The sequence below is a fragment of the Serratia sp. 506_PEND genome, from assembly GCF_001076875.1.
Lineage (GTDB): Bacteria > Pseudomonadota > Gammaproteobacteria > Enterobacterales > Enterobacteriaceae > Serratia > Serratia marcescens.
Genome location: NZ_JVEL01000483.1, coordinates 1 through 11320 on the forward strand (window position 1 = coordinate 1; position 11320 = coordinate 11320).

The window sequence follows — 11320 nt, forward strand, 5'->3', positions numbered from 1 at the left end:
CGACATCCCGGAGATGCGTAAAGCGTTTGAGGGGCTGCCGATAACCACTACGGGGGTTACTTACTGTCTCGGTGATAATCGACAGCGAGCCAGTGAGTTGATCGTTAGTAACATTTGCGATTGATTTCGCATAGTGCAAAATCGTGATTTTTTTGACGTTCTTAGAGTGCGAAATTCTCTGCTAAACAGTGCAGAAAATTTCGCCGCGCTACAGCTGCCGGCGTTCCAAAACGCCTACGGCTTCAAACTGAATCAGGATCAGCTGCTGTCCCTGGCCGGCGGCGACACGGCGGTGACCATCAAGGCGGCGGCGGAGCAGACCTCCGGCGTCAATGCGGCGATGGCCTACGGCACCGATGGCCCGGTGGCGGCGCTGGGGCTGCAGACGCTGGCGGACCCGAAAGGCGTACAGCCGATCTACGCGCCGGCGCCGATCGTGCGCGAAGCGGCGCTGAAGGCGCATGCCAATCTGCCTGAGCTGCTGAAGCCGGTATTCGCCTCGCTGGACGGGCCGACGCTGCAAAAACTCAACGCGCAGATCGCCGTGGAAGGCCAGGACGCCAAACAGGTGGCGGCCGCTTACCTGAAAGAGAAAGGGTTTGTTAAGGGATAATGCCGAGGTGCCCCCTTTGCCGTCGGGAGAGGGGGTAAACCGAGGGAGCCGGAGCGTTTCTTTGACTATCGCCGTAAAACATCGCGTCTTGTTGACGCTGTTCATGCTGTTGCTGCTGGCCGCCTTCGGCCTGCCGTTCCTCAGTTATGCCCCCAATCGTCTGCTGTCGGGTAAAAGCCTGTCCTTATTCTCCCTGCTGCACGGCCCGGCGCTGTGGCTGCTGTTGCCGCTGGCGGCGTTGGCGATCCTCAGCCTGTTGCCGCCGACGCGGGGACGGGCGCTGCTGACGGCGCTGGCCGCCTGCGGGGTGCTGACGCTGGCGTTCTGGATCAGCGGGCAGGCCGCCGGGCGTCTGGCGCAGGAGGGATCGCGCCTGGCGCGCACCTCCTGGGGCAGCGGCTGCTGGCTGACGATGGCGCTGAGCCTGCTGATCGCCGCCGACGCCATGACGCGCCTCACCGCGTCGCATCTGCGGCGGATGCTGGGCAACGCGCTGGTGCTGGTGCCGCCGGCGCTGCTGCTGTTCGGCCATCAGCTCGATCAGCTGTCGCTGCTGAAGGAGTACCATAATCGGCAGGAGGTGTTTGACGCCGCGTTGTTGCAGCATCTGACCATTCTGCTGGCGACGATGGCCCCGGCGCTGGCGATCGGCGTGCCGCTCGGGGTGCTGTGCTTTCGTTCCGAACGCTGGCAGCGGCCGATTTTCTCCGCGCTGAACATTATCCAGACTGTGCCGTCCATCGCGCTGTTCGGCCTGCTGATCGCGCCGCTGGCGGGGCTGGCGACGGCGGTGCCCTGGCTGGCGGAGCACGGCGTCAGCGGTATCGGCATGGCGCCGGCGATCGTGGCGCTGGTGCTGTACGCGCTGTTGCCGCTGGTGCGCAGCGTGGTGGCGGGGCTGCAAAGTGTGCCGGCCGGCGTGATTGAGTCCGCCACCGGCATGGGGTTGACGCGCGGGCAGATCTTCCTGCGCGTGCAGCTGCCGTTGGCGCTGCCGCTATTCCTGACCGGCGTGCGCATTCTGGCGGTGCAGACCGTCGGCATGGCGGTGGTGGCGGCGCTGATCGGCGCCGGCGGTTTTGGCGCCATCGTTTTTCAGGGGCTGCTCAGCAGCGCGCTGGATCTGGTTCTGCTGGGGGTGATCCCGGTGGTCATGATGGCGGTCATCGTCGATTCGCTGTTTAAATTTTGGGTTTCAATCCTGGACGTATCGCGCCGATGATTCACTTTGAGCAAGTCAGTAAAATTTTTCAGGGCAAGCCGGCGGTCGACGATCTCACGCTGCACATCGCCGAGGGTGAATTCACCGTGTTGATCGGCACCTCGGGTTCCGGCAAGTCCACGACGTTAAAAATGATCAATCGCCTGATCGAACACGATCGGGGCAAGATCCTCTTTGCCGGCGAAGAGATCCAGTCGTTCAAACCGCAGGATCTGCGGCGGCGCATGGGCTATGCGATCCAATCGATCGGTCTGTTCCCGCACTGGACGGTGGAGGAGAACATCGCCACCGTGCCGCAGCTGCTGAAATGGCCGCGCGCGCGCATTCGCGATCGGGTGACCGAACTGTTGGAGCTGCTGCATCTGGAGCCGGATCTGTTTCGCCGCCGCTATCCGCACCAGCTGTCCGGCGGGCAGCAGCAGCGGGTGGGGGTGGCGCGCGCGCTGGCTGCCGATCCCGAGGTGTTGCTGATGGACGAACCGTTCGGCGCGCTGGATCCGGTCACCCGAGCGGCGCTGCAGGCGGAGATCGCGCGCATCCATCAGCTCTCCGGCCGCACCATTGTGCTGGTGACGCACGATATCGACGAGGCGTTGGGCCTGGCGGATCGCCTGGTGTTGCTCGATCAGGGGCGGGTGGTGCAACAGGGCACGCCGCTGACGCTGTTGACTGCACCGGCCAACGACTTCGTGCGCGATTTCTTCGGGCGCAGCGATCGCGGCATCAAGCTGCTGTCGCTGGGTACGGTGGCGGAGCGGGTGCGGCCCNGAGCCGATCGCCGCCGCCATGAGTCTGCGCGAGGCGCTGTCGGTGTTTGTGGCGCGCGGCAGCGACTGCCTGCCGGTGGTGGATGAACGGGGCGAAGCGTTGGGGGTGTTGCATTTCAACGATCTGATCGCCGGGCAGGCGCTGTCATGAGCGGGCGCATCGGGCGCCTGCTGCGCGATCCGTTGCCCTGGACGCTGGCGCTGCTGTTGGCGCTGGTGTTCGGCATGGATCATCTGCGCGGCTTGTTCGCCGCCTGGTTCCCCGATCTGGAGCGGCCTATTTATCAGCAGGACAGCTTTATCGCGCTGGTGGGGGCGCACCTGTCGCTGGTGGCGATCTCCAGCCTGATCGCGGTGGCGATCGGCGTGGCGGCGGGCGTGGCTGTGACCCGACGCAGCGGCCGGGAATTTCGTTCGCTGGTGGAAACGGTGGTGGCGGTGGGGCAGACCTTCCCGCCGGTGGCGGTGTTGGCGGTGGCGGTGCCGGTGATGGGCTTCAGCGAACAGCCGGCGATCATCGCGCTGGTGCTGTACGGCCTGCTGCCGATCCTGCAGGGCACGCTGGCGGGCATCGAATCGGTGCCGCCCGCCACGCGTGAGATCGCCCGCGGCGTGGGGATGAGCGCCTGGCAAATTCTGTGGCGGGTTGAACTGCCGCTGGCGGCGCCGGTGATCGTCGCCGGGATCCGCACCTCGGTGATCATCAACATCGGCACGGCGGCCATCGCTTCCACCGTAGGCACCAAGACGCTCGGCTCGCCGATCATCATCGGCCTGAGCGGGTTTAACACCGCCTATGTGATCCAGGGCGCGGCGGTGGTGGCGCTGTTGGCTATTATCACCGATATGCTGTTCGAACGTTGGGTGCGTTATCTCACCGCCTGGCGTCAGCAGACGCTGGCGGCCACTTCGGCGGGGTAAGGGGGAAATGATGCAGGTGTCTCTACCGATGTACGGCGTTGGCCGGGAGCAGGCCGAATCCTTCTGGCAGGTGTTGCGCGACAAGCTGCTGCGGCTGGGGTTGCCGGCGGCGCCGGAACGGCTCAGCTGGCCGGACGATCTGGCGCAGCACTGGCGGCGCGACGATCTGCTGCTCAGCCAAACCTGCGGTTATCCGTTGGTCAGCACCTTGCCGCAGGTGCAGCTAATCGGCACCTACCACTACCGGGTGGAAGGGTGCGACGGGCCGAATTACCGCAGCTGGCTGGTGGTGCGCGCGGACGATCCCGGCGAGCGGCTGGCGGATTTTCGCGGCCGAACGGCGGCGTATAACAGCACCGATTCCCAGTCCGGCTACAACGGCCTGCGCGCGCTGATCGCGCCGCTGGCGCAGGACGGGAAATTCTTCGGGGCGGCTATCGCCTCCGGCGCGCATTATCAGTCACTGAAGCTGATCCGCAGCGGGCAGGCGGATATCGCCGCCATCGATTCGATCAGCATGGAACTGCTGCGCCGCGCGCAGCCACAGGCGCTGGAGGGGCTGAAAATCATCGGCCGCACGGCGGCGGTGCCGGGCCTGCCGTTGATCACCGCAGCCGGCACGCCGCCGGAACAGGTGGAAATCCTGCGCGCCGGCGCCCGAGCGATGCTGGATGAGGCGGTCAGCGACCGCCTGCTGATCGGCGATTTCAGCCTGGTGCCGCGTTCGGCCTACCAGATTATCACCGTGCTGGAACAGCAGGCCGCCGCGCAGGGCGTGACGGCGCTCTAGCCGCCGTTACAGCAGGCCGCCGCCGTCGATGTCGATCACGCTGCCGGTGACGAAGCCGTTCTCCATCGCCAGCAGATAACCCGCCGCGACGTCGGCCGCTTGGCCGACCCTGCCGACCGGCAGGCTGACGCTTACGCGCTCGAACAGCGCCTGACGCTGCGCGGCGCTCATGCCGTCGTAGGCTTCGGTGGCGGTGATGCCGGGGCTGACCACGTTCACCCGCCGCGGCGCCAGCTCCTTCGCCAGCTGTTTGCCGACCGCTTCCAGCGCGGCGTTGATGGCGGTTTTGACCAACTGACCGTTGAGGTATTTACGCGACAGCTGGCCGGAGGTCAGGGTGATCGAGCCCTGCGGCCCCAGCGTCGGCAGCGCGGCCTGCACCGCGCGCAAGCTGCCCCAGAATTTGACGTTGAAGTCGGCCTGCGCCTGCTCAAAAGCAGTCTCCGCCAGCGGCTTCGCGTCCACCAACGGCCCGGCGGTGATCACCAGATGGTCGAAAGCGCCGACGGCGGCAAACAGCGCATGCAGCGACGCTTCATCGGTCAGATCGACCTGCATCAGATGCAGCGCGTCGTTTTTCTCCCCGGCATGGGGAAGGCGGCGCGAAGCCAGCACCACTTCAGCGCCGCGCGCCGCCGCCGCGTAGGCCACCGCGGCGCCAATGCCGCTGGTGCCGCCCAAGATCACCAGCTTTTTTTGTTTCAGGGGGGAGTCAGGAATCGTCATGTTAAGGCCTCTTTTTAGGTAAGTTTCAACGGGATCTATCTTTCCTGATTGAAAATCACCTAACAATCGGCCTTACTGATAAACACTTATTAATAAATATTAAAGATCATGCCGCGCTAAAGCGGGCGTTTAGCTTCTGATCCACGATGATTTCGAAATCGGTAAACAGCGCTCGGGGTTTCACTGAACGCCCCTGTTTTTCCAGTGCCACCAGGCCGTGCCCGCTCAGCGTTTTCAGCGTGGTGGACAGATTGCTGACCTGGCGCCCCGACAGTTCGGCCAACTGGCTGATGGTCTCGGGGCAGGCAGTGTCGATCAGACGCAGCAGGGCAATATTCTCGTTGCTGAGCACCTGGGCCAGCGCAATCATCGACGTAAACCACACTTTGGGCTCACGTTCCTGTGGCTGGTATTCCCCTTTTGCGATCGCCAGTGTGCGTTTGCGAATCAGTTCTTCAGGCATCACGCCAATCAGTGCTTTCATCATCAACCTCGGTTTTCTCTCTTGCGTATGACTTCGTCTATCCGGGTAAAAAAATCTTCCACCAACTGATAGGCGGAATGAAACTCGTAGGGTGAGCCTTTGTCCGTCGGGGAGTCATGTTGGTGATCGTAAACGACGCGGCCTGAAAATTTACCTTTGCGGGGTGTTTTAATGGCATGCGCGTTATCTATGCCAAAAACCCGGGTATTGTGGTTATCATGCAAGGTTAAATTGTAACGGATGCCGTGAGGGATAAAGGCCGTTTGGGTCACCGTCCAAGCCTCGATTTTCCACCAATAGCCATCCTCACGATTGACCCGCGTGCCATGCAGGCTAAGGATGTAGTCCAGTCCGTTGTGTTCATCCATTGATCAAAGTTCCATTTATTATGATCTAATCATAACCATTGGGCGTTTTATCGTCAATCCGATACGCCGTGAATCCGGCTCTCTAAGAAGGGAAATACATGACCTCATTTGTCGATCTCGAGGTGTTTGTCCGCACGGTGGACGGCGGCAGTTTTTCCGCCGCGGCGCGCGCGCTGGATATCACGCCGGCGGCGGCCAGCATCGCGGTGAAAAGGCTGGAGCAGCAGTTGGGCGCGCGGCTGTTGGTGCGTTCCACCCGCAGCCTGAGGTTAACGGAGGAGGGGGCTCGCTATCTCGACAGCGCGCGCCTGGCGCTGGGCGCGTTAGCCGAAGGAGAGCAGGCGATCCGCGAGAAGCATCAGGGGCTATCCGGGGTGCTGCAGATTTCCGCGCCGTCGGATTTTGGCCGCAATTTGCTGCTCGGCTGGCTGGATGAGTTCCGCTTGCAGCATCCGCATATTCAGCTGCAGCTTCTGATCAACGATCGGCAGGCCGACCTGTTCCGCGAACCGGTGGACGTGGCGTTGCGCTTCGGGCCGCTGGCCGACTCTTCGCTGGTGGCGCTGCCGATCTTGCCGCAGCATCGGCGGTTGATCTGCGCCAGCCCGGATTACCTGCGGCGGCACGGCGCGCCGCAAACGCCGGCCGATCTGGTTCGGCACAGCATTCTGGTGTATCAACCCAGCGGCAAACGGCAGGTGGAATGGCGGCTGTGGCGCGGTGAGGAGCTGGTCGAGCTGCCGCTGAACGGCAGCTATTTTACCGATGACGGGGAGGTAGCGCGGCGCTGGGCGCTGGCCGGGCACGGCGTGGTGCGCAAGTCGGCGATCGACGTGGCGGCGGATATTCGCGCCGGGCGGTTGGTGCAGCTGTTGCCGGAATGGCGCAGCGACGCGGTGCCGATCAATCTGGTCTGCCCGCATCGTTCGCAGGTGTCGGAGCGCGTCAGGCAGCTGCAGCGCTTTTTACAGCAGCGCTGCCAGCGCTGGATGGACGATCACTTGGCCTGAAGGGTTTCGGTTTGCGCCGGCGTAGCGGCGGCATCCCCGGCAGGCGCGCTTTCTTCGTGCGGGGTGGTGGAACGGGTGTAGATGTTCAGCCCGGCGAGGAATACGCCGCCCAGAGAACCGAAGGCGCACAGGGCGATGACGATGACGAACGCTTTTTTCAGCATAGGAATAATTTCGCAGGTTGCTTGGAACAGCGGGAATTATAGCCCCTTCGCCGGGTGAAACAAGAATCGTTTTTAACGGCGGCCCGCAGACCGCCCTTTGTGATCATCGCCGTTCGCAGTCGATGGCCTGCACGTTGGCCGGACGGGCGAACAGGTATTTTCCCAGCGTCACCAGCACCACCGCCGCCACGATGATCACCAGCGCCAGCCACTCGCGCGGCGCCAGCGATTCGCCGGCAAAACCGATGCCGAGCAGCACCGCCACCACCGGGTTGACGTAGGCGTAGCTGGTGGCGACCGCCGGGCGCACGTTCTTCAACAAGAACATATAGGCGCTGATCGCCAGCATCGAACCAAAGACGATCAGATAGCCCAGCGCCAGAAAGCCGCCGGTGCTCGGCATCTGAGTGAGGCGCTCGCCGCTCAGCTGGCTGGCTGCCAATAACGCCACGCCGGCGACCAGCATCTCCGCCGCGCCGGCCATCGGCCCGGCCGGCAGCGAGATGCGCGATCCCAAGACCGACCCAAAGGCCCAGCTGGCCGACGCCAGCAAAATCAGCAGCGCGCCGGTCGGGTTGCCCACCAGGTTGTTGCCGGTGTTGAGCAGCACGATGCCCACCAATCCGAGCGCGATGCCGGCCCATTCCAGTTTGGTGTTGCGCATGCCCCACAGCAGGCTGAAGCAGAGGGTGAACAGCGGCACCGTCGCCACCATCACCGCGGCGATGCCGGACGGCACCTGTTGGTGTTCCGCCACCGTCACCAGGCCGTTGCCCACCGCCAGCAGCAGAATGCCGATGGCGCCGGCGGCCAGCCACTGCTTCAGCGTCGGCAGCGCGTGGCCGCGCCAGGCCAGGAAACTGAACAGCACGATACCGGCGATCAGAAAACGAATGCCGGCCATCATCAGCGGCGGCCACTGCGCGACGCCGAGGCGAATGACGAAATAGGTGGAACCCCAAACGATATATAACGTGAACAACGCCCCGATCAACGGCAGGACGCTACGGCTTTGTTGGCTAAGCATAGGATTGTATTTTGCGGGAATGATTATTATTAGAACGCTCAGTAAACCCGATCGGGCAACCGATAAGCAATGGCCTTCGGCATTATTTTTCCGGCGGCTGAAAGCCGTTCAATGGCCTTGCTGTTTCCACTGCAGCCAGCTGACGGCAGGTAGGTAAATCGACCAGCCGACGGCCAGCAGCAGCAGCATGAACTCGGGCGGCACGCCGGGCAACAAGGCGTCCAGCTTCCAGGACACGGCGTAGGCGAAGGGGCCGACGGCGGCGCCCAACACCGCCAGCGGCCAGGGGGCCGCTCTGACGACGTCCAGCAACCAATACCACCAGCAGCCGAAGCCGATCCACAGCGCGATGGTCCAGAGCGGCAGGCCGTGTTGCCCGCTGTAGTGCAGCACGCCGCTGTAGCTCCACAGCCCATCCATGCCGATACCGCCCAGGGCGGCCAGGGCCGCGCCTTTGCGGCGGGCGGCAGGGGTAAAGATCAGCGCCAGCGCCGCGCCGGCCAGCAGTATGCCGTTGAGCCGATCGCGAGTCAGCAGCGCCAGCAGCCAGCAAACGCCCAGTCCCAGCGTCGCCAGCCAGAATCCGGCATGCGGCTTCTTCATCGTTCAACTCCCGTGGGGTTACTCTGCCGCTGCGCTAAGCGCCGACGGATTTGCCAGAGCGGGCGCGAGGCCCGCTGTTTGCCTGAATGTTCGTTAGTTCAACCTTAGAAGGGAAGGTGCGGGGTGCACAAGCAGAATAATCTGTACCGGTTGAAAACGTGGGCAAAAACCGGTGTTACAGGCGGGAAATCCGGTAGGCGCAGCGGCGCGAGCCGGCCAAAATGTGTTCGGCGCGCTCCACCTGCGCCTGCAGCACTTCGGTGAAGATGCTTAATTCCGCCCGGCAGAAGCCCTGGCAGACGGTGGCGGCGGCGCAGATCGGGCAGTGGTTTTCCACCAGCAGATAGGAACCGTCCTCCTCCTGGCGCCATTCGGCCATATACCCTTCGCGGCAGCGGATCTCGGTCAGGCGCGCCACGCGTTCGCGCAGTTCGGTGGCGCCGATCATCGCCTGCTTGTAGTTGATGCGGTTTTCCTGCTCGCGGCTCTCGATCAGCACGTCGATCGCCTGTTCGCCCAGCTTGTCGCGCACGGTGCGCAGCAGCTGCACCGTCAGATCCGCATGGGTATCGGGAAAGCGCGCGTTGCCGGCCGAGGTCAAATGCCACAGCTGCACCGGGCGGCCCACGCCGCGCGTTTCCGCCACCGCTTCGACCAACCCCTCTTTCGCCAGCTTGACGAACTGCTGGCGGGCCGCCTCACCGGTGGTGCCGAGCACCTTTCCTGCGTCAGAAGCTAGCTGCGGGCCGCGGGTTTTCAATAACGTCAGCAAGCGGTCACTGACCGATTGTGCGGTGCCGCCGCTATTTTCCAAGTTTATTCTTGACATATTTCTCCGCCTCGCCCTAACTTATTCCAAGATAACTCTTGTTAAATTTAACGCAATCTTATGACCAACTCAATGCCATTCCTCTGAAAACAGGACGACAACCGTGATAACCCATGACGATAGCCGCTGGAGTGACCTTTTCTCCGGCAAAAATGCGGCCAGTGCGATCGCGCTTTCGCTCGGCGTGGCGCTGCATGCCATCAATATTCTGGTCGCCACCACCATTCTGCCCTCGGTGGTGCAGGATATCGGCGGGCTGGATCTCTATGCCTGGAACACCACGCTGTTCGTGGTGGCGTCGATCCTCGGCTCCGCGCTGTCGGCCCGGTTGCTCAGCGGCTATGGCGCACGCAGCGCCTATCTGGTGGCTTCGCTGTTCTTTATCGCCGGGGCGGCGCTGTGCGCGCTGGCGCCGAGCATGCCGGTGATGCTGATCGGCCGCACGGTGCAGGGCTTCGGCGGCGGGCTGATCTTTGCGCTCTCCTACGCGATGATCAACCTGGTGTTCGAGCAGCGATTGTGGCCGCGCGCCATGGCGCTTATCTCGGCGATGTGGGGCATCGCCACCCTGGTGGGGCCGGCGGTGGGCGGCATTTTCGCCGAGCTGCACGCCTGGCGTTGGGCCTTCGGCATTCTGCTGCCGATCATGGCGCTGTACGCTGCGTTTACCTTCCTGATCCTGCCCAAGGGCAAGGCGCAGCAGGCGGCCGCGCCGTTGCCGACTGCGCAACTGCTGTTGCTGACCGTGGCGGTGCTGGTGGTGTCCGCCGGCAGCCTGGCGCACAGCGCCTGGATCAACCTGGCGGGCATCGCGCTTTCGCTGGTGCTGATGGCCTGGCTGATGAAGCGTGAAGCGCACGCGCGCGCCCGCCTGTTGCCGCATGGCGCATTGCGGCGCGGCTCATCGCTGGCGGCGTTGTACATCACGACCGCGTTGCTGGTGATCGGCATGACCAGCGAAATCTTCGTGCCCTATTTCCTGCAGCTGCTGCACGGTCAGTCGCCGCTGATCTCCGGCTATATCGCCGCCGCCATGGCCGCCGGCTGGACGCTGTCCGAGATCCTCAGCTCCGGCTGGCGTGGGGCGGGCATTCGCCGGGCGATCGTCAGCGGGCCGCTGTTTGTGCTGGTAGGCCTGCTGGCACTGGCGATCCTGATGCCGACGCCGTCCGGCGGCCACTGGCAGGCGCTGGCGCCGATCGTCATTGCGCTATTGCTGGTGGGATTCGGCATCGGCTTCGGTTGGCCGCACCTGCTGACGCGCATTTTGCAGGTGGCGCCTGAAGCGGACAAAGATATCGCCGGCGCTTCAATTACCACGGTGCAGCTGTTCGCCACCGCATTCGGCGCGGCGCTGGCCGGGATGATCGTCAATCTGGCGGGGCTGAACGATCCGGGCGGCGCGACGGGCGCGGCATCGGCGGCGCGTTGGCTGTTCCTGGCGTTCGCGCTGGCGCCGCTGCTGGCGGTATTCAGCGCCTGGCGCTGCGCGGCGATCGCGCCGCCGGGGGCCGAAACGGGAAATTTTGTACAAACCCCGCCCTCGCGCGAGAGCTAGAACTCTTCTCCTCACCTGGTGATGTTCGCGGTGATCCAGGCGTTATTCCTGCGCGACATTTTAAAATCCGCTTGCTATATCTCTAATTTGAGATTATTTCTCTTATATGGGATTTTTAAGCGGAGTATGAACGATGGATAACGGTTTGGAGACTGCCGACCTGAGGTTGGCGCAGCGGCTGGCGGATTTGCGCCAGCAGCGGGCCTGCTCCCTTTGGCCGCTCGGGAACCCCACCATA

Annotated in this window: 12 protein-coding genes and 2 pseudogenes; 7 read left to right on the forward strand and 7 right to left on the reverse strand. The window is 63.5% G+C overall.

The features are described 5' to 3' along the window. Positions 1 to 214 precede the first annotated feature (214 nt). The 5 genes and pseudogenes from ADK28_RS19465 to ADK28_RS19485 form a co-directional block, all read left to right on the forward strand. Positions 215 to 613: pseudogene (locus ADK28_RS19465) on the forward strand (glycine betaine ABC transporter substrate-binding protein); the annotation flags it as partial. A 61-nt stretch (positions 614 to 674) separates the two neighbouring features. Next, complete coding sequence (locus tag ADK28_RS19470; protein WP_033640954.1) at positions 675 to 1835, forward strand: ABC transporter permease; 1161 nt, start codon at positions 675 to 677, stop codon at positions 1833 to 1835. Next, positions 1832 to 2753 (forward strand): annotated as a pseudogene (locus tag ADK28_RS19475) (ABC transporter ATP-binding protein). Before ADK28_RS19470 ends, ADK28_RS19475 begins: the two are co-directional and overlap by 4 nt. Beyond that, positions 2750 to 3523, forward strand: a complete 774-nt coding sequence (locus tag ADK28_RS19480; protein ID WP_016928555.1) for an ABC transporter permease — start codon at positions 2750 to 2752, stop codon at positions 3521 to 3523. Before ADK28_RS19475 ends, ADK28_RS19480 begins: the two are co-directional and overlap by 4 nt. Positions 3524 to 3551: 28 nt before the next feature. Next, on the forward strand, positions 3552 to 4313 hold the full coding sequence (locus ADK28_RS19485) for a phosphate/phosphite/phosphonate ABC transporter substrate-binding protein (protein WP_080286928.1): 762 nt from the start codon (positions 3552 to 3554) through the stop codon (positions 4311 to 4313). A 6-nt stretch (positions 4314 to 4319) separates the two neighbouring features. On the opposite strand, the gene ADK28_RS19490 is transcribed toward ADK28_RS19485, so the two are convergent. The 3 genes from ADK28_RS19490 to ADK28_RS19500 form a co-directional block, all read right to left on the reverse strand. Then, positions 4320 to 5039 (reverse strand): SDR family oxidoreductase, encoded by a 720-nt coding sequence (locus ADK28_RS19490; RefSeq protein WP_033640951.1) that lies wholly within the window; start codon positions 5037 to 5039, stop codon positions 4320 to 4322. Between the two features lie 106 nt (positions 5040 to 5145). After that, positions 5146 to 5526: a transcriptional regulator gene (locus ADK28_RS19495; RefSeq protein WP_082172320.1), complete on the reverse strand. Its 381-nt coding sequence runs from the start codon at positions 5524 to 5526 to the stop codon at positions 5146 to 5148. Then, entirely contained in the window at positions 5526 to 5891 is a 366-nt protein-coding gene (locus ADK28_RS19500; protein WP_004939355.1) for a DUF6516 family protein, read from the reverse strand. Before ADK28_RS19500 ends, ADK28_RS19495 begins: the two co-directional genes overlap by 1 nt. 98 nt (positions 5892 to 5989) lie before the next feature. Between ADK28_RS19500 and ADK28_RS19505 the strand changes: the two genes are divergently transcribed. Then, positions 5990 to 6901, forward strand: a complete 912-nt coding sequence (locus ADK28_RS19505) for a LysR family transcriptional regulator (RefSeq protein WP_044031661.1) — start codon at positions 5990 to 5992, stop codon at positions 6899 to 6901. Here the strand turns inward: ADK28_RS19505 and ADK28_RS32495 are convergent. The 4 genes from ADK28_RS32495 to ADK28_RS19520 form a co-directional block, all read right to left on the reverse strand. Beyond that, positions 6889 to 7065 (reverse strand): hypothetical protein, encoded by a 177-nt coding sequence (locus tag ADK28_RS32495; RefSeq protein WP_016928550.1) that lies wholly within the window; start codon positions 7063 to 7065, stop codon positions 6889 to 6891. The two genes, ADK28_RS19505 and ADK28_RS32495, sit on opposite strands and share 13 nt — an antisense overlap. Positions 7066 to 7168: 103 nt before the next feature. Then, the gene (gene yedA, locus ADK28_RS19510; RefSeq protein ID WP_033640949.1) at positions 7169 to 8092 is read right to left on the reverse strand and encodes a drug/metabolite exporter YedA; all 924 of its coding nucleotides are present in this window, start codon (positions 8090 to 8092) and stop codon (positions 7169 to 7171) included. A gap of 108 nt (positions 8093 to 8200) precedes the next feature. Continuing rightward, a complete protein-coding gene (locus ADK28_RS19515; protein WP_015377128.1) occupies positions 8201 to 8695 on the reverse strand; it encodes a DUF2878 domain-containing protein in 495 nt (164 codons plus the stop codon). Positions 8696 to 8870: 175 nt separating this feature from the next. Continuing rightward, a complete protein-coding gene (locus ADK28_RS19520) occupies positions 8871 to 9524 on the reverse strand; it encodes a helix-turn-helix transcriptional regulator (protein WP_028127924.1) in 654 nt (217 codons plus the stop codon). A gap of 103 nt (positions 9525 to 9627) precedes the next feature. On the opposite strand from ADK28_RS19520, the gene ADK28_RS19525 reads away from it, so the two are divergent. Then, positions 9628 to 11082: an MFS transporter gene (locus tag ADK28_RS19525; RefSeq protein WP_033640947.1), complete on the forward strand. Its 1455-nt coding sequence runs from the start codon at positions 9628 to 9630 to the stop codon at positions 11080 to 11082. The last annotated feature ends 238 nt before the right edge of the window (positions 11083 to 11320 follow it).